General features: G+C 60.1%; 15 protein-coding genes. 8 read left to right on the top strand and 7 right to left on the bottom strand.

Translation table 11 applies throughout. The features are described from left to right. Positions 1–2: 2 nt before the first annotated feature. From A3C3_RS0122715 to A3C3_RS0122705, 3 genes are all read right to left on the bottom strand, one after another. Positions 3–755: a FadR/GntR family transcriptional regulator gene (locus A3C3_RS0122715; RefSeq protein ID WP_022716884.1), complete on the bottom strand. Its 753-nt coding sequence runs from the start codon at positions 753–755 to the stop codon at positions 3–5. 113 nt (positions 756–868) lie between these two features. Further along, a complete protein-coding gene (locus A3C3_RS0122710; RefSeq protein WP_022716883.1) occupies positions 869–1945 on the bottom strand; it encodes an Ldh family oxidoreductase in 1077 nt (358 codons plus the stop codon). 7 nt (positions 1946–1952) lie between these two features. Continuing rightward, positions 1953–2387, bottom strand: coding sequence for a winged helix-turn-helix transcriptional regulator (locus A3C3_RS0122705; protein ID WP_022716882.1), 435 nt, complete (start codon positions 2385–2387; stop codon positions 1953–1955). 97 nt (positions 2388–2484) lie between these two features. On the opposite strand from A3C3_RS0122705, the gene A3C3_RS0122700 reads away from it, so the two are divergent. Further along, the gene (locus A3C3_RS0122700) at positions 2485–3924 is read left to right on the top strand and encodes an MFS transporter (protein ID WP_033419778.1); all 1440 of its coding nucleotides are present in this window, start codon (positions 2485–2487) and stop codon (positions 3922–3924) included. 34 nt (positions 3925–3958) lie between these two features. Here A3C3_RS0122700 and A3C3_RS0122695 read toward each other — a convergent pair whose 3' ends face one another. Both A3C3_RS0122695 and A3C3_RS0122690 read right to left on the bottom strand, forming a co-directional pair. Then, on the bottom strand, positions 3959–5776 hold the full coding sequence (locus tag A3C3_RS0122695; protein WP_022716880.1) for a hypothetical protein: 1818 nt from the start codon (positions 5774–5776) through the stop codon (positions 3959–3961). 44 nt (positions 5777–5820) lie between these two features. Beyond that, positions 5821–6525, bottom strand: coding sequence for a nuclear transport factor 2 family protein (locus A3C3_RS0122690; protein WP_022716879.1), 705 nt, complete (start codon positions 6523–6525; stop codon positions 5821–5823). A gap of 279 nt (positions 6526–6804) precedes the next feature. Between A3C3_RS0122690 and A3C3_RS38990 the strand changes: the two genes are divergently transcribed. After that, positions 6805–10047 carry an AAA family ATPase gene (locus tag A3C3_RS38990; protein WP_051154511.1) on the top strand — a complete coding sequence of 1081 codons (3243 nt, stop codon included), beginning with the start codon at positions 6805–6807 and terminating at the stop codon, positions 10045–10047. 463 nt (positions 10048–10510) lie between these two features. On the opposite strand, the gene A3C3_RS0122680 is transcribed toward A3C3_RS38990, so the two are convergent. Together A3C3_RS0122680 and A3C3_RS0122675 are read right to left on the bottom strand one after the other, a co-directional pair. Continuing rightward, complete coding sequence (locus tag A3C3_RS0122680) at positions 10511–10702, bottom strand: DUF3008 family protein (RefSeq protein ID WP_022716877.1); 192 nt, start codon at positions 10700–10702, stop codon at positions 10511–10513. A 109-nt stretch (positions 10703–10811) separates the two neighbouring features. Further along, a complete protein-coding gene (locus A3C3_RS0122675; protein ID WP_022716876.1) occupies positions 10812–11831 on the bottom strand; it encodes a Gfo/Idh/MocA family protein in 1020 nt (339 codons plus the stop codon). Between the two features lie 496 nt (positions 11832–12327). Here A3C3_RS0122675 and A3C3_RS0122670 point away from each other — a divergent pair, with 496 nt between their 5' ends. From A3C3_RS0122670 to A3C3_RS0122645, 6 genes are all read left to right on the top strand, one after another. Continuing rightward, positions 12328–13305 carry a TRAP transporter substrate-binding protein gene (locus A3C3_RS0122670; protein ID WP_022716875.1) on the top strand — a complete coding sequence of 326 codons (978 nt, stop codon included), beginning with the start codon at positions 12328–12330 and terminating at the stop codon, positions 13303–13305. Between the two features lie 149 nt (positions 13306–13454). Next, positions 13455–14033 (top strand): TRAP transporter small permease, encoded by a 579-nt coding sequence (locus tag A3C3_RS0122665; protein WP_022716874.1) that lies wholly within the window; start codon positions 13455–13457, stop codon positions 14031–14033. Positions 14034–14037: 4 nt separating this feature from the next. Next, on the top strand, positions 14038–15318 hold the full coding sequence (locus A3C3_RS0122660) for a TRAP transporter large permease (RefSeq protein WP_022716873.1): 1281 nt from the start codon (positions 14038–14040) through the stop codon (positions 15316–15318). A gap of 9 nt (positions 15319–15327) precedes the next feature. Beyond that, positions 15328–16101, top strand: a complete 774-nt coding sequence (locus A3C3_RS0122655) for a FadR/GntR family transcriptional regulator (RefSeq protein ID WP_022716872.1) — start codon at positions 15328–15330, stop codon at positions 16099–16101. A gap of 193 nt (positions 16102–16294) precedes the next feature. Next, on the top strand, positions 16295–18205 hold the full coding sequence (locus A3C3_RS0122650) for an adenylate/guanylate cyclase domain-containing protein (RefSeq protein ID WP_022716871.1): 1911 nt from the start codon (positions 16295–16297) through the stop codon (positions 18203–18205). Positions 18206–18336: 131 nt separating this feature from the next. Beyond that, positions 18337–18609 carry a DUF982 domain-containing protein gene (locus A3C3_RS0122645; RefSeq protein ID WP_028739911.1) on the top strand — a complete coding sequence of 91 codons (273 nt, stop codon included), beginning with the start codon at positions 18337–18339 and terminating at the stop codon, positions 18607–18609. Positions 18610–18690: the final 81 nt, after the last annotated feature.

Raw genomic sequence — 18690 nt, 5'->3', positions numbered from 1 at the left:
CGTTAGATCTTTGCATTTCTCCGGGCCGCAGCGCGGCCGCCTTCGTCTTCCCCGAACAGCTCCTCCCCGAAGCCTTCGGAAAATCTCTTCTGCGATCTGTCGAGATGCGTCCGCATGGCCTGTTTGGCGGCTGCGGGGTCATTGGCGGCGATCGCATCTCTGATGGCGCGATGCTCCTCCATCGCGCGCGTCCAGGAATCCGGTCCCTCGAAATGGCTTGCCAGCTTCTCGAAATACGGCGTCATGCGCTGATCGTAGATCTCGCCGGTGAAGCGGATGAGCGCGGCATTTCCGACGATGCCGGCAATTGCCGTGTGGAAGGCGCGGTCGATTCCGAGCGCCGCATCGGTATCGTTCACAACGCTTGCCATCTGCTGCAGGTTCTCGTCGAGCACGGCAATGTGGCTTGAGGTTGCTCGCTGCGCAGCCTCCTCGGCGATCGCGCATTCGATGATGGAGCGGGCTTGTAGCAGCTCGAAGGGCCCTTCGAACGGTTCGCGCTCCGGCTGAGCGGGCTGAACGGTGTGCCTGCGGGCGACATAAATTCCCGAGCCCATGCGGATATGCACGAGCCCTTCCACTTCCAGCACGATCAATGCTTCGCGAATGGTCGGACGCGAGACCGCCAGCTTTTCGGCCAGTTCGCGCTCCGGCGGGAGGCGCTGTCCAACGGCCAGTTCGCCAGTCGCAATCATCGAACGAATTTGGTCCGCCACCTGCCGGTAAAGGCGGCGCGATTCAACAGCCGAAAACATCTAGCCTCCCTTGCGCGCTTCTCCTCAAACGCGCAATTGGCCAAGTGGCCTGACCAATTCATCCATTCGTAACATTGATCGTCCTGTGCGTCAATCCGCCGCAAGGACGGGCTCTATGGACCGAACGGCGGCTTCAGAGCGTAACGTGCGGCAAGCGCCGCAAAGGATTCCGCTGTGGCAGGGTCGAGTTCGACACCATTTTTCTCGCGGTCCTCGGCGACTTTCCATTCGCGGTCGCCTGGCGCCATGACGTTCAAGTCATCGCGGGCCGGCGAATTGCGCAGCGTCTCCAGATAACGCGTCATGGCAGCGTCGAACCGTTTTCTGTCCAGGAAAGCCTCGGGCTTCATCGCCAGCACGAAGGCACCCAGTCCGCGCGGTGCCGAGAAGTCCGGACCGGGCATTGGCGCGATGTCGAAGCTCAATTTCATGCCGGTCAGGACGGCGCTGAGGATTTCGGAGATTCCGGCCAACCCTGCCCCCTTGAAGCCGAATTCACCGCCAAGCGGCGCCAGCATATCGGCCTCTTCCGGGTCGGTGGTATCGTAGCCGCGGCTATCCGAAGCCGTACCGGCCGGCAAACTCTTTCCAAGGCTCCTGTAAAGCTGAACGCGGTTATAAGGTACCGCGCTGGTGGCCATGTCGAAGAGCCAGGGATTGTCGTTGGGAACCGGCACCGCACAGGCGATCGGATTGGTGCCGTGAAAGCGCATCGCGCCGTCATGCAAGCGGACAAAACTGTCGGAATTGCAGAACGCAAGACCGATAAAGCTCCGCCGGGCCGCCTGAAGCGCATAGGCGCCGGCCGGCCCGAAATGCGAGGAATTGCGGATGGCCACAGCGCTGATGCCATGACGGTCGGCAAAATCGACCGCATGATCCATCGCCACGAAGGTCGCAAGCCCTCCATGGCCATTATCGGCGTCGAGCACACCGACCGCTCCGAATGCCGAAGCAAGCGCCACTTTCGGCTGCCGGTTGATGCGGCCTTCGATCAAGCCTTTGACATAATGCGGCAAGAGCCTAACACCGTGGCTGTCGATGCCGAGCCGCGTCCCATGCATCATCGCCCGCGTCGCTCCATCGCTGGTAGCCTCGTCAGCACCCGCTGCAATGAAGACGGCGCGACAGAAGCGATCGATGGAAGTAAGCGTCGCCCTTACAGGCGAAGTCGGATGTTCAGTCGGCATCGGCAAATCACCTTTCACCAGCGCTGGCTGCCTTGGCGTCATAACGGGCTCGGGCCGCCAGAATTTCAGCCTGGTTCGATTCCGTCCACCCCACCAGCGCACGGATGGTTTCGTGCAGCGTGCAGCCGAGGGGCGACAGCGCATATTCCACACGCGGCGGCACGACGGGATAGACCGTTCGCTCGATAATTCCGTCGCGTTCGAGGTTGCGCAAGGTGGTCGTCAGCATGCGCTGGCTGATGCCTTCGATGCTGTTGCGCAATTGCGTGAAGCGGAGCGTGCGCTTTTCCAGAAGAGCGATCACCAGCAGCGACCATTTATCGGCGATCCGATCGAGGATCTGCCGCACCTCGCAGCCTTCGCGCACATCCCATTGCAGGACGTCGTAATCCGCCTCGCTGCTGCAAAGGTTACTCGGTGAGTTTAAAGTGCCTTCTTTCATGGGTCCGAAGCATGACCTAATTGTTTGACGGTTACAAGAGAGAACTGACTGACGAAAAGTCACTCACTCTCTTCATCGTCAACGAAGGACCATGCTTATGTCCACGACCCTTTCTTCTTCCGAAGCCGGCGCCGCACCTATGACGCCGCGTGCCGCAGCGACGCTGATCGTCCTCTGCGGAGCCATCTTTCTTGAGGGCATCGATGTTGCCATGCTCAATATCGCGCTTCCGGCAATCCGGGCCGATCTTAATCTGACGACAACCACGCTCAGTGGCGTGGTGAGCGCCTATGTGCTGGGCTATGCCGGTTTCATGCTGCTCGGCGGCCGTGCTGCGGACATTTTCGGCAAACGCCGGGTCTTCCTTTCCGCACTTGCCGTCTTCATTGCATTCTCCGGACTCGGCGGCCTTGCGACGGAGGGCTGGATGCTCCTGTTGGCCCGCTTCGTCACAGGCGCTGCCTCGGCATTCATGACACCGGCGGGCCTGGCGCTCGTCGCGACGAATTTTCCGGAGGGCCCCCAGCGCAACCGCGCAGTGACCATCTACGCCTCCACGGCTTCCGCCGGTTTCTCGCTCGGGCTCGTCCTGGGCGGATTGCTTGCTGCAATCGACTGGCGCTGGGTGTTCTTTGCGCCGGTGATCCTGGCGCTCCTCATCTTTGTCGCCGCGATCAGGCTCATCGCCGACAGGCAGTCTAGAGCCACCAGGGAGCGCTTCGACATCCCAGGCGCCGTTACGCTCACAGCAGCGATGCTGCTTGCGGTTCATGGCGTGACCCGCCTCGAACATCCCGACCAGAACTTGGCATGGACGCTGGGCATATTCGGCGTGAGCGCGGCCCTGTGGCTTGCCTTCTTCCTGATCGAGCGCCTGTCCGCCGCGCCGCTCGTGCGTTTCGGAATATTCCGCTCCGGCTCCCTCGTCCGGTCGAACCTCGGAGCGCTGCTGTTTGCCGGGTCGTTCTTCGGCTTCCAGTTTATCGCGACTCTCTATCTCCAGGAGCTGCTTGGCTGGACGCCGATGCAGACCAGCATTGCGATGCTTGTGATCGGTATCGACGCGGTCGTCGCTCCGATCCTCACGCCCAGGCTTGTCGATCGCTTCGGAAACGACCGCGTTATCTTCGCAGGCTTCGTTCTTGCCGCCATCTCCTACGCATTGCTGTTGCGGATGGAGCTTGACTGGACATATGCCGCAATCTTCCCAAGCATGCTTTTGCTCGGACTGGCCTTCTCGATCGCCTACAGCCCGCTGACAATCGCTGCCACCGACGGCATTCATGAACACGAACAGGGGCTGGCCGGCGGTCTGGTCAATACCGCCTTTCAGTTCGGCGCAGCCCTCGGCCTGTCGGGTGCAAGTGCCATCGGCGCCTATGTTCTTGGCGAAGCCACATCTGCCGAAGCCCGGCTGGTATCGCTTCAAACGGCGCTGATCGTCCCGGTCGCAGCCGCCGTGGCTGGCGCGCTGATCACTGCCATGGGCATCAGGCGCTGCCGCGATCTTGCCTGCGATCGGGTCATGCCATCCTGAACCCAAGAGATGGCCGCAGCTCCAGTCGCGGCCATCAATCGCATCGCACATCCGCTAAAAACAGATAGTCCTCGAAGCCAAAGGCAACATTGCTTTGGTCGAAGCAAAATCTCTTCGGAAGGATGCGGATCGCATATCGGCGATTGCAGGTGCCGGGAAAGTCCAGCCGGTATTCCCGGGGTTCCATAGAACTCGACGGCTCGGAATATCGTGCGTGTCCGAGATAGGAGGCGTCCTGCATCAGTCGTGCCGAACCGGACAACCCGACCTTCGGGCGAAGCGCCCGGAAATCTTTGCCCATCGCTTCATTCAAACTTGGATAGTCCTTCGCATGCGGCTTTTCGCCTGCTGCAGGAATGAGGCTCTCCCTGACGGCCATGTTGAACCGCACGTCGTCTCGGCCGGGGACTTCGCCGTAGCTGTTGAGGTACTTCCAGCTCACACGAATACGCCGCGCGGGGAGGCCGGGGTCCGGCGGCAAAACGGTGACAGCGAGGTCGCCCGGAGCCGATCCGTCACCGCCCGCCCCTTTTCCCGGAGCGGGACAGGGCGTGTAGAGCGGCCGGTAGCCGCATTCCGGCCCGCCGCTGCCCCATAGGCAATCGCTGAGCTCGCGCCAGGCGTCAAGGCTGATCTGCGATGAGTGGCCGGATACATCGTTACCGTTTGCCGGAACCATCCATGGATGAATTCTGCCGCCGCCCGAGCGCCGTGCCCATTCCGTCCGGTGCAGATCCACTTGCCGGTAATTTTCCTTCTCGGCGCGAAGCTTTAGAAGCTGCGCCCAGCTGGGATTGGAAATGAACGGCTCACGCCCAACCGCGTCAGGTGCGAGACGCTGCCCGGTCGTCTGCGTCGTCAGCGTGTGGCACTCCGTGCAGTCGCCGTTCGGATCTCGTACCGTGCTTGCGTTCTTCAGTTCGGCCGCATAGGTGCTGGTATAGCCGGACCCGATGACGCGAAAGGGCGTCCTCTCATCGCGGGGTAGTCTTGGAAGATAGGCGCCGAGGCTGAAGGCCCGGGCTCTCGGATCATTTTTGCCGTCCGGATAACCAACTCTTGCCTGTCCGATATGCGGGTTGATGACGTAGGGATTCTTGTTGTCGTGGCATGCCGAACATTCAATTTGAAACGTCTGATCGTAAAGCGCTTCTGCCGCCGCCCGCCCGGCTGTGTCGGAATATGACCGACCGCCCGGCGGAACGAACGGCTTTGACCAGTCGAACACCTCCTGGTCCTTGCGGCCGTCGAAGAACACGATCTCGCCGGTGCCCCTGTTGAACCCGATCGAGCCGAAGCGCGAGAATTTCGGATTTGACCGCTGCCAATAAGGATCAGGCTCAAGCTCCAGGCTGGCATTGGATTTGCGGCACAAGAAAAGCCATTCCACATTGCCTTTCACGACGCGGTTCAGACGCGAATTCAAGCCGCAGTAAGTGACGTTGCCGGCAAGTGACGGCTTATCGCATTTTGGAATGCTTGCCGTCCACTTGACTAGGGTGCCGTCCGCATCCCGGTGTTCGAATTCCAGCGGATTGCCCGCCTTGTTGGGGTTTGGTTGCAGGTCGACGATATTGCCGTCGACTTCGAGCGGGATCGTTTTCGCACCCCCGCCGGCGCAATCTGCGTCCGGGATCGGCCCGAAAACCGCACGGACCTCGTCACCGAACCGGGTCGTGATGTTGGTGCTGGCCGATGCCGGCTCCCAGAGGAAGGCACCGTTCCAACGATGCACGGTTTCGGCGAACCTTTCGTCGGGCAGTTCGCCAGCGACGTCTTGATCCGATGCATTGGCGAGGGCAAATGCAACGGCGCCGATCATGAATGCGAAGCCGATCGTCCTCACACCCATTTCCTACTCCTCCGGCACAGACCCCCGTCTCGAACAGCTCTCCCTCATCGTGCTCGCACCATGACCTTCGGCTCGTCGGTGATGAGCGTTAGCATGTCGAACTTCCAGGCACCGTTCTCCTTGACGAAAACCGCCCTTAAAACCGCGGCATAGTCGAGCGTAGGCACTTCGTTGTCAGCCCGCTGGATGACTGCCAGCATGGCAGACTTTGCTTCAACCGTCCCCGGGGCATTCGGATCGACAATGTTCAGGAGCGTATTGCTTTCAAAGTGCCGGACGCGCGATTCTGCATGATCGAGGTTGCTAAAAAGGTTCTTGAAATAGGTCGCCACTTCGTCCGGCCCCTTGCGCCTGTCGCGCTTGAGCCCTCCGCCTCCGCTGCAGACCTGATAGTTCGCATCGCGCGTAAACATCTCGGCAATGGCGGCTGCATTCTTTTCGTCCAGCGCCCAGTAATACCGGTGGATCAGATCCATAATCGCTTGCCGTTCGGCCGGTTCGGGGTTCGTAATCGGGTATGTCCAGTTCTTGGCGGTGGGGTCGTCGCAGACTGGGTCCACGGCCAACGCCGGTCGATCGGATATCAGCCAGATCGCGGAAGCCGCCGCCAGCATGAATGCAGCAGGTATATTGGTCGCCCATTTCTCTTTTCGAAGAATAGCCACGTTTCCCTCCTGTTGATCGCCCCTCGATTGAAGATCGGCAGATGCCTTGCGCAGCGAAGAGGTTGCGAGGTTACTGCCGAACATCTCTTCTCTCCCCATCAGCATAGGTCGTTCGACTGGGCCCGAAGCCGCCGCACTCGCGATGCACTGTTTGATGAAGTCCCCAACTGACGCTAGAGTACATTATATTGAAATAATAAGAAAGAAATTGCTAAATTTAGACGAGTTGAATATTCCGCTTTACTCAGTGCTCCATGTAATATGAATGGGACGCCGCAGGACGACGACACCGGCGGCGTGATTGCGATTGACCTCAGCAGATCAGCGTGAATGCCGAAGGACGGATTTGGGGCAGAAAATTCGATGGACGAGGTTTCAAAATGGTTGAACACGCTCGGCCTCAGTCGGCTTGGGGAAGCTTTTGCGCAGGCGCAGATTGATTTCGACACGCTTCGTCTTTTGTCCGACGATGACCTCAAAGAGCTTGGAATCCCTCTCGGTCCGCGCCGAAAAATCCTCTCCGCCATCGCACAGCTGGACGATGCCCACGAGCCGCGTCAGCGGCCGATGGTGCCCGTGGAACGAAGGCCGCTGACCATCCTGTTCTGCGACCTGGTCGGTTCGACGGAATATGCCGCGCGCCTCGATCCCGAAGACTTCAGCAACCTGACACAAACCTATCTCAACCGATGCGCCGCACTCGTGCATGCGCATAGTGGGTTCACCGCCAACTATATCGGCGACGCGCTGCAGGCCTTGTTCGGCTATCCGACAGCGGAAGAGGATGACGCGGAACGCGCGATCAGGCTCGGCTTCAGCCTCATACAGGCGATGCCGCAGATTGAAACGCCTGACGGATCCCGGTTGCAGATCCGCATCGGAATTGCAAGCGGGCTTGTGGTTGTCGGCGATTTCGCTGGAGCGCCCGCCGGCGTGTCGACTGTCGCCTTCGGGCCGGTGCCAAATCTTGCCCAGCGGCTGCAGACATTGGCCGCCCCTCAGACAATTCTTGCCGACCAGAAGACCCGCGACGCCGCCAACGGAGCTTTCGATTTTGTCGATCTCGGTGCGAAGTCGTTGAAGGGGTTCGGCGATCCGGTGCGAATCTGGCGTGTCGACAAGGCGCGAAGGCTGGAAAACCGGTTCGAAAAAAGAACCCACTTGACGAAGCTTGTCGGCAGGCGCGCCGAACTCGACCGCCTGCGTGAGCTTGCAGACGGGATCGTGGCTGAAAAGAGCGGACGGGCGATCCTGATCTCGGGGGAAGCGGGCATCGGCAAATCGCGGCTGATTTTCGAGGCGCGCTCACGCGCTTCGCACTTTAAGGCTTTGACGCTTCAATGTGCGCCGGCCTATTCCAACAGCGCCTTGTATCCGTTTCTGGATCTGCTGAAGCGTCATGCGGGGATCAACGATGCCGCGCCGGCAAAGGCGAATGTGGAACTGTTGGAGACGATCCTGGCCTCCAGCGATATTCCGCTTTCCCAAACGCTGCCCGTGTTTTCGCGACTGCTGGCGATCGAGCAAACGGATTATTCCTTGCCGGACCTGACATCGAAAGAGCAGCAGACGATCGTGCGCCGCTTTTTCGTCGAATGGCTGCAGGGCATGTCGCAGGCCGACCCGCTGTGGCTGACGATCGAGGACGAACAATGGATCGACCCCTCCTCCGGCGACGTGCTGAAAGCGCTGATCGATGAAGTGCGGTTCGCGCCCATGCTGATCGTCGTCACCTCGCGCGAGGCAGCGCTGCAGGCGCCTTTGAAAAATCCATCGCTTCATGGGCTCCGGCTAAAGCGGCTGACCCGGTTCGAAGCCCAGGCGCTTTGCCGCGTGCTGGCAGAGGGCAGCACTATGACCGATGCCGCCAACGATTTCGTTCTCGCCAGGGCCGAAGGGGTGCCGCTCTATGTCGAGGAACTGTGCCGCGCAGTCGCCGACGGCCATGCTGCCAGCATATTGAAGGAAGGACCGGATGCGGCGGCGGACATACCGGTGACGTTGCAGTCTTTCCTGCTCTCTCGCCTCGACAAGCTGGGGAACGGCAAGATGATCGCGCAAATGGCGGCGGTCATCGGCAGAGTGTTCAACATCGGGCTGCTTGCGCATCTTTCCGGCCTGTCCGAAGAGGCTCTGGTTTCGATCCTGGATCGCCTGATCCAAGCCGGGCTGATCGCGCCGCAACCGGCGATCAACTGGCCGAGCTACAGTTTTACCCATGCCCTCCTGCAAGAGGCAGCCCAGGCTACCCTCCTGCGCGATCGCCGCCGACAATTGCACCAGCTTGTCGCCGAAGGGATCGAAAAGCTCTATCCAAGACAGGCGGCCGAGCATCCGGAAGTCCTTGCACAACATCTCGCTGCGGCCGGGCTCTACCAGCGGGCAGCCGATTGCTGGCTCACCGCCGGCCGCAAGACGGGCGCCACCTGGGCAAAAGTCGAGGCCGCCAATATGTTCGCAAACGGGCTGGAGTGCCTTCAAAAATTGCCGCCATCGCGGGAACGTGACCAAAAATGCCTCAGGCTCGAACTCGAACGCGGCGATGTGCTTTATGCCACGTTCGGCCACGTCACGCTCGAAGGAAGCGCGGCCTATCGCAATGTCATGTCTTTGAGCGAAAGTCTCGGCGATCCGGAAGCGGGTATCCGCGCACTGGACGGGCTGTTTGGTACCGCCTTGAACTCAGCGCGGTTCGCCGATGCGGAATGGGCAAGCGACCAGCTGCTCGATATGGGGCGTCAGCAACAGAATTTGAAAGCGCTCGTCCTCGGCATGCAATTCAAGGGCATGTGCCTCTTTTCGCAGGGCAAGCTCGAAGAGGCCCGGCAATATCTGGAGGAGGCTCTCGATTATCGCGCGAAGGCCGATGAGGTCGGCAGCGATTTTCCGAACATGACGATGATCTATCTGTCATGGACACTGCATCTGCTTGGACATCACGAGCGCGCCATCATGCTTTATCACGAGGCCGAGCAGGGCGCGCGCCAGCAATCCGATTACCAGTTGGCGGGCTGGCTTGGAAACGGCTGCGTTCTTATGGCTCTGCGCAAGGACGTGGCCGCCTTGCAGGCAATGGTGGACGAGTTGGGGCCGCTCGCCAAGGCGAACGGCTTTCAGCTATGGGCGAACCTCGCATCATTCTTTCAGGGCTGGGCGATGGTTCATGCGCATCACGATGGCCGGGGCTTAAAGCAGATGCGCGGCACCTGCGACAACCTCGGCGAACAGCAGATAGACAAGCCCTGCTATCTCGGCCTGCTGGCAGAAGCAAACCTCGCGCTTGGCGAATTCGAAGGTGCCGCCCGCGTCATCGATGAGGCGCTGGCGCTGACCAAGAAGACAGGTGAGCATTATTTTACAGCGGAACTGCTCCGCCTCGGAGGGGTGGCCGGCCTCTACCTTAAAGGCGATGCTCACTCCGCTGAGCGCGCGTTCCGCAAATCGGCCGCCTTCGCTCAAAAACAGGGCGCAAAGACCTGGGAATTGAAGGCCACGCAAAGCCTTGCCGAACTCCACCGCTCGACAGGCCGCAAAACGAGAGTGGAACGGCGCCTCGACGCCATTACCGGATGGTTCGAAGGGCAGAACAAAACGGCACGCGGGTAATCCCTTGCTTGCGTTTGCCGCCATAGCGCATCACGAGCAAGGCGGTTCGACTTCACCTGGCCGTCAAGCAGGCGACAGCCGACGAGGATACCGACACGGCGAACTGGCGGAAAAGCTCGCCGGAGATGCCGGGAATGAAGGCCACCGACACTATGACTGCTCGACGGGAAAACCCGCAGACTCAGCGCAGAAAACGGGGCTAGGGACGAATAGGGGCCGATCGGATATTTTTAAGCGCAAGGCATCGGTGAGCCGGCGCGCAGATTTTCCTGCATTATCAGCCTCTTTCAAGCTGTTTTAGCGTGGAAACCGGCGCAACGATTGTCTCCTTGTAGGGGGTATTTTGGAAAGGCTACGGTTTACCGACCTGAGACAACGGCAGTCGCGGCACCGGTTTATAGCGCCGCGAGTTCGAGCCATTTACCGATTGCGTTATGACCGAGGTCGTCTTTGACGCAGTTATCTACCCCTTCCGGGACGCGTGTTCTGGCTTTCCTTTGGTCTTGGTCGCGGCAAACTCCTCGAGCTGTTTCTCGCTCATGGATTTGACCATCTGCTTGGAAGCCCCCTTGAGTTCGCTTTTCGGTGTTTCGCCTCGCTTTGCGGAGAGGGCTGCTCCAGCCGCCTTCTGCTGTGCTTTGGATTTTGCTGGCATGTCGGTTTCTCCTTTCCACGCACAACTCCGGCGAAGAAGGATAGTTCCTGAACCAGTGCCAAGCAGCACCAAACGGAGCTTGCCCTGCCGGCTTGACACTCGCGGAAGCTTACAGATGTTCCGACTGGCCGCTTTGAGCGGCGGCGAGAATGGCGTCAATGAGGCGGTGAACCTTCAGTGCCTCGCGCCCGTTGACGCACGGCTCGCGTCCATCCTCAACGGCATCGAGAAAATCGGCTAGCACGGAGCGATGATGGTCGTGGGGGAAGGCCATAGGATCGGCGCCGGCACCGCCTGCTGCTTCGTCTTCGATTGAGATTTCGGTTCCATCGTGGAAGGAAGCGGCAAGACGCCGCCCGTCAAGGCGGGCCATGCCGCGCGTGCCGATGACGTCGATCTCGTCCGGATAACCGGGGTAGGCACAGGTGGTAGCGCTGACCGTGCCTATTGCTCCGCTTGCGAAGCGAACGGCCGCCACCGCCAGATCTTCCGTCTCCATGCGGTGCACCTTGCTGGTTGCCGTATAGGCTCTGACCTCCTCCGGAAGGCCGGCGAGCGAAACCAGAAGGTCAAGTGTGTGTATGGCCTGGGTGAGAAGCACGCCGCCACCATCGCGAGCCCGCGTGCCGCGTCCCGGCTGGTCATAATAGCTTTGCGGCCGCCAGTTGTGGAGACGCGCCGAAGCGCTGACGATCTCGCCGAGGCGCCCTTCATGGATCAGTGCGGCAAGTGCAATACTGACCGGACGAAAGCGATGCTGAAGCACGATGCCAAGCTTTATGCCGGCATGCTCCGTCACCTCGACCAGCGCCCTCGCCCGCTCCTGTGTGATCTCCAGCGGCTTTTCGAGAAGCACATGCTTGTTTGCTTCGGCTGCCCGCCGCACCAGCTTAAGATGCGTATTGGGCGGTGTCAGGATCATGACCGCGGCTATCGACGGGTCGGCGAATATTGTCTCGGCGTCCTCGCAAGTCGCAAAACCGTAAGTTTCTGAAAATGCTTGCCGCCTCGCAGGCGTCGGACTGAAGGCGGCAGCGACCTCCACCCTATCCTTAAGATCGAGCAGCCCCTTGGCATGCGGCGCTGCTGCCATGCCGAGACCGATCAGCCCGATGCGCAATTTTGCCATCTCAGTCTCTCCGTCAGCCCTTCAGTGGGCGATACAGGAATGCCCGCATTCACCTGCTTGTCAATGTCTTCGATAGGGCCGCGTCTCCAACTTCCTCTGCCTGTTTTCTCCCGCGCCTGAAGATGAGAAACCGGCGCGGCGGCCCAAAAAATTCATCATACAAGTGCGTAGGTTTTGTATGTTGACATTACACCTTGCTGGTTCTAGCCATAATGGGCCGGTTGGAGGAGCGGCAAAATGAGGGGGCTGATCGATCCAAATCTTCTGTATCCAGGAGACGAGCGCACGCGCCTCTATGCAGAGGTAAACAGCGCGTTATGCCCTCGATGAGCCCTTTTCTAATTCCGTGAAACTTCTCAATCGCGGCGGACCACCAGCGTCCGGTCGCGGAAGATCACGGGAAGGAGGACGAAAGCTTTGCGACGGCCTTCCTTAGGCGCGCAAAGAAGACGTACCGGCTGAAAAATTAAATCGTCATGCAAAACGGGAGGAAAGCATGAAAAACTTAGTTAAACTGGCGGCGGGTCTTATGGTTGCCGCCTCGTTCATGAGCAGCGCGGCCAGCGCTCAAACGGTGCTGAAGTCGTCCGATACGCATCCGGACGGCTATCCCACCGTCGAGGGCGTCAAATATTTCGGCGAGCTGGTGAAGGAGCGCACAAAGGGCCGCTATTCGGTCGAAGTCTATCATTCCGCCCAGCTCGGCGAGGAGAAGGACACGATCGAGCAGGTGCGTTCGGGCGTGATCGAGCTGAACCGCATCTCGATGGCGCCGTTCAACGGGACGGTGAAGGAAACCATCGTTCCGGCGCTTCCCTATGTCTTCCGTTCGGAAGAGCACATGCACAAGGTCATGGACGGCGCGATCGGCGACCAGATCAAGAAGGCATTCGAACCGGCCGGCCTCGTGGTACTGGCATATTATGACGCCGGCGCGCGGTCGTTCTACAACAAGACGAAGCCGATCAGCACGGTCGCCGACATGAAAGGCCTGAAGTTCCGCGTTATCCAGTCCGACATCTTCGTTGACATGGTGGCGGCCCTCGGCGCCAACGCCACGCCGATGCCCTATGGCGAAGTGTACTCGGCGATCGAAACGGGCGTCATCGACGGCGCGGAAAACAACTTCCCGAGCTACGACACCGCCAAGCACGCCGAAGTGGCGAAGAACTACTCGCTTGACGAACACACGATCCTGCCGGAGGTCTTCGTCATGAACAAGGTCGCGTTCGACAAACTGACGCCGGAGGATCAGGAGATCTTCAAACAGGCAGCCAAGGACAGCGTCGCAAAGCAGCGCGAGCTTTGGGCAGCCAAGGTCGCTGAATCGCGCGCCAACGTCGAAAAGCTCGGCGCGCAGATCACCACGCCGGACAAGCAGGGCTTCATCGACGCCATGGCCCCGGTTTACGAGAAGCACGTCACCGACGACGTACTGAAGAAGATGGTCGAGGATGTAAAGGCGGTGCAGTAGTCGCACCTTGCCTCCCTTTTTTGCGGGAAGGCGACGTAACGACCGGGGTGGGCGGTCACATCCACCCCGGTTCCCTCGCCGTTTCGCGCATATCTTCCATCGATCGTCCCGATAAGGGAGAGTGATCGCCCAATTCGACGAGGTCCTTTATGTCGAATAGCCTAACACCCGCCGTCAACTTCCTGGCCCGCCTGAGCAACGCCGCCCTGTGGCTCGCCGGCGCCGGCCTGGTGCTGATGACGGCCTTCGTCGCCTGGCAGGTATTTTGCCGCTACGTGCTGAACGACTCGCCGAGTTGGACGGAGCCGGGATCCGTCATGCTGATGAGTTGGTTCATCTTCCTCGGCGCTGCCGTCGGCATCCGGGAGAACAACCATCTCGGTTTCGACGTGCTGCTCTACGTGCTGCCTAAATCCGGCAAGCGCGTCCTGCGCATGATCTCGGACGTGGTCATTCTCGCCTTCGGCGCCGGCATGATCTGGTACGGCGGTGCGCTCATGAGCCTGACCTGGAACACCACCTTGCCGTCCTTGGGTATTTCCGGCGCGTTCGACTATCTGCCGCTCGCCGGTGGCGGTGTGCTGGCCGTGATCTTCTCGCTGGAGCGCATCGTGCTCCGCCTTGCCGGCGAACCGATCGACGATGCGCTGGACGAGGTTTTGCCGGCCGAGATCGCCGTCGAGATCGAAAACATCAATGCCGACCCGAACGTCAATTTGAAAGTGTAGTGCGATGGAACTCTGGATCTTGTTCGGTGTCTTCACCACTCTGATGCTGATAGGTACGCCGATCGCTTTTTGCCTCGGGGTCGCCAGCTTCGCCACGGTAGTCTACATGGGGCTGCCGCCGCTGGTCGTCTTCCAGCGGCTCAATTCCGGCATGAGCGTGTTTTCGCTGCTCGCCATCCCCTTCTTCATCTACGCCGGCGACCTGATGGTGCGCGGTGGCATCGCGAGCCGCATCGTCTCCTTCGCTGCTTCCCTCGTCGGCCACATGCGCGGCGGCCTCGGCCAGGTGAACATCGTCACTGCGACCTTGTTCGGCGGCATTTCCGGTTCGGCGGTGGCGGAAGCCGCAGCTGTCGGTGGCCTGATGATCCCGCAGATGAAGCAGCGCGGCTATGGCGCCGACTACGCCGTCAACGTCACTTCGATGGCGGCGCTGATCGCGCTGCTTCTGCCGCCCTCCCACAACATGATCATCTATTCGATCTCTGCCGGCGGTAAGATATCCATCGCCGACCTGTTCACCGCAGGCATACTGCCAGGCCTTTTGCTTGCAGCTGCACTCATGGTGACTGCCTACATCGTCGCGCGCTCGCGCGGCTATCCGACGGAGCCGTTCCCCGGCTTTACCATGGTGGCGCATCTGCTCGCTGTCGCATTGCCTGGGCTCCTGCTGATCGCCATCATCTTCGGCGGGGTGAGGTCCGGCATCTTCACGGCGACGGAAAGCTCGTGCATCGCTGTGCTCTACGCGCTGCTGGTAACCGTCTTCGTCTACCGCCAGATGAGCTGGAGAGACTTCGTCCACGCCACGCAAGGCGCCGTGCGCACGACGGCAATGGTGCTTTTGATCATCGGCACCGCCGCCGCTTTTTCCTGGCTGATGGCCTTCCTCAAGGTGCCCGCGTCGCTGGTGGTCTGGATGAAGGCCGTAGCCGACGATCCACTGACTGTGCTGCTCCTGCTCAATGTTTTGATGCTTGTGCTCGGCACCTTCATGGACATGGGACCGACGATCATCATCTGCACACCGATCTTCCTGCCGGTGGCGCAGGCCTACGGCGTCGATCCGGTGCATTTCGGCGTGATCATGATCCTCAATTTCGGCATCGGGCTGAACACGCCTCCAGTCGGCGCGGTGCAATTCGTGGCTTGTGCGGTCGGCAAGATTTCCGTCTGGGAGGCCATGCGCTCGATCTGGCCGTTCTACGGCGCAGGCCTCGTGGTGCTCGGGCTGGTCACCTACATCCCGGCCATTTCGCTGTGGCTGCCGGCTGCGTTCAAATAGGAGTGCGACATGGCGGCCGATGCAGTCGTTGATTTGAGGATCGAGCGAAGGCCGAAACTCTCCGAAAGCGTGGTTTCGGCCATCCGCGCGCAGGTCGTGTCTGGGGAATACGCGCCCGGCCAGAAGCTGCCGACGGAGAGCCGGATGGGCGAGCTCTTCGGGGTCAGCCGCACCGTTGTCCGCGAGGCGATTGCGACCCTTGCCGCCGATGGGCTCGTCGAGGCGCGGCAAGGCGCCGGCGTCTTCGTCAAGGACCACCCGACGCTTGCCTTCGGTTCGATCACCCTCGACGTCGGCAACAAGATCTCCCATGCGCTTAACGTGATCGAGGTGCGCATGGGGCTCGAGATCGAAAGCGCGGGGCTTGCCGCGCTCAGGCGCAATGCCGCCCAGGAGGCACAGATCCACGAAGCTTTCTTCGAATTCGACCGCCTGCTTGAGCGTGGCGAGGCAACGGGCAAGAGCGACTTCGCTTTCCACCGCGCAATTGCGGCTGCCACGAACAACTCCTATTATGTCGAGGTTCTCGATGCACTCGGAATGCGGGCAATTCCCTGCGACGTCGCTTCGCCCTGGGGTACCGACAGCATGCTGTCGCGCAACTATCAGGAAGGTCTGCAGCGCGAGCATCTTGCAATCCTGAAGGCGATTTCCGCAAGCGACCCGGAAGCCGCCCGCGCCGCCATGCGCGCCCACCTGACCGCCAGCCAGGAGCGCTATCGCGCCCTTTTGAGCGGGCAGCAGGCAAAATGGATTTCAGGAACGGCCGAGCGCAAGGGCTGATATCCTTTTCTTCCCACCCGAAGGCAGCCGGTGTTGGCAGAGCCACGCTCACACGCAACTTCAAAAAACTGACGTCTGTTTCAAAAGGGCCGTGCAGATCGCATCCACGGCTGAAACCTTGGGCGCACTCAACTGTGAATGGCTGAAATCGCGACCATGCTGTAATCTTCAGCCGGAGTAACGAGGACTCAACGTGGAACGAAAGCTCGCTGCGATCATGGCCGGCGACATCGCCGGATATAGCCGCCTCATGGCCGAGGACGAGGCGGCGACCTATGCAGAGCTGCGTTCAGTTTTCGACGATATAATCGAACCGTCGGTCGAGCGCCACGGTGGCCGGATTTTCAAGAGCGCCGGCGACGGGTTCCTCGCCGCATTTCCAAGCGTGAATGAGGCCCTTGATGCGGCTATCGGCATTCAGGTCGGCTTTGCCGAAAGCCCTTTCAATCTGCGTCTCGGTATAAATCTTGGAGATGTCATCGAGGATAGTGGCGACATGTTTGGTGATGGCGTCAACGTCGCGTCGCGGCTTGAATCCATGGCCGAGCCTGGCAGCATATTTGTGAGTGCTGCGGTCGTGCGGAGCGCCGACCGCGGTCGTAGTGACCTTTTCCACAGAATCGGATTCCGGCAAGTCAAAAACATCCCCGAGCAACTTGAGGTATATGCGGTCAGGTTAGACGGCGCCAGCGGTAGCGGATTCAGGCGGCTCACGCGCGCCCTGCACCGGTCGCGCGGCGCGGCGCCCTATGCGATTGGTCTAAGCGTCCTCTTCCTTGTCATCGCAGCAAGCCAGGTTCCTGGATTGAAAGCGATGACAGAAACGATCGCCGACAGGGTCACCTGGCTTTCCGGCGTCGCAGATGTGGATCGACGTCCCTCAGTTGCCGTACTTCCCTTCGACAATATGAGTGGCGATACGGGACAGAACTATTTTGCCGATGGACTCACAGAAGACATCATCACGGAACTGGCACGCAATCCCGAGCTTCAGGTGATCGCTCGCAATTCCACATTCGCATTGCGTGGAGAGGCGGCCGATATTCGCGAAGTCGGCGAAAAGTTGGATGCCGGCTATATCGTGGAAGGCAGCGCGCGGCGAGTGGGTGATCAGCTTCGCGTCGTAGCACAGCTGATTGATACGCGCAGCGGCGCCCATCTGTGGTCGAGAAGCTATGACCGCCGCGTCGCAGACGTCTTTGCCGTCCAGACGGAACTCACGACCGAGATTGTCTCGCACCTCGTATCGTATGTTCGCGAATCTGAAGTTGCCGGCGCCTCAAAGCGGCCAACCGAAAACCTGCAGGCCTATGATCTCGTCCTCCAGGCGCGCGACCGTTACAAACATGGTTCGAAAGACAAAGAAGCGCTTCTTGCCGCGCGAGCACTCTATCATCGCGCGTTGGAGCTCGATCCGGGATATGCGTTGGCACGAGCCCATCTCGGCATGACCTACATCATCGACATGACGCAAGCCGTAAGCGGGCGAGCCACGATGGCCGACGTGGAGACGGGCTTGAGCGAGGCGCGGCAGGCGATCCGTCTCGATCCCAACCTTGCCATCGGTTACCAGGTGTTGAGCTTCGGTCTTGCAGCCAGCGGTGATTATCCCGGCGCCATGCAGGCCGCGCGTCGCGCGGCGGAATTCAACCCCAACGACCCCGACAGCCTGATGGCCCTGGCAAAGGCGCAGGTCCGTTTCGGAGATTACCGCGAGGCAGTAAGCAATGCCGAGCGCGCACGGCGCCTGCACCCTATGGCGCCGGAATATTACACCTATGTCCACGGCCAGGCACTTTATGCCGCTGGTCGTCTGGAAGAGGCAGACAGCGTCATTGGAGAGTGCCTGATCCGTGCGCCGCAGGACGCGGATTGCCTGCTGATCCGAACCGCATTGTTGGCAGGTCGCGGGGATGTGGCGGAAGCCCAGGTTGCGATGGCGCGATTGGTGCAAACCAAACCGGAGTTTTCGCTGGCCTCCGAACGCAACTATCGGCGCTTTGGAGATTCTCCTTTGATGGATCAATTCCTGCGGGAACTTTCCCGTGCAAAGGCTCCGGAAACCGCTTTGCGTTCAGGCTTTATCGAACGAAACACTGCATGAGGTCGGTAAGTGCTCCCCGCGTTCTTCTGTGCCTTTTGGATCGACGAGAAATTAATCCAGCCTCTGAATCCGCTTGCGCCTGCGCAGGATTCCAGCGAGTGTTAACTTGCCGATAGGTTGTGGGGGCGGCCGTGGACAGTGCGCAGTGGGTTCAGCCGGTAATGATCGTCTGCAAGAAAAGCGGACAACTCTACACTATTACAAATACCCGGGAAGCCCTTGATATGCTTCTCAGGTATTGGCCAGTCTCTGATGGCAAAGCATTTTTCGATGCCATGGAAGTATGCATCGGCGTAGCTGAGGGAAGAACGTCGAAAGAGCAAGCAAGGCAAGCCTTCATCGATGCCGCCCACGAGGCGCACATCCCTCTCGAAATTCCTGATATCATCAGAGTGAGAGTCTGAGTTCCGTGCCATTCTAAGCAGCTGCCTAGAATGCCTTTTATCATGCCGCATTCTTCCGGAAGCGCTTTTTGGGGTCACCGA

The organism is Rhizobium mongolense USDA 1844, from assembly GCF_000419765.1.
Lineage (GTDB): Bacteria > Pseudomonadota > Alphaproteobacteria > Rhizobiales > Rhizobiaceae > Rhizobium > Rhizobium mongolense.
This window is presented reverse-complemented; position numbering and strand designations above follow the sequence as displayed.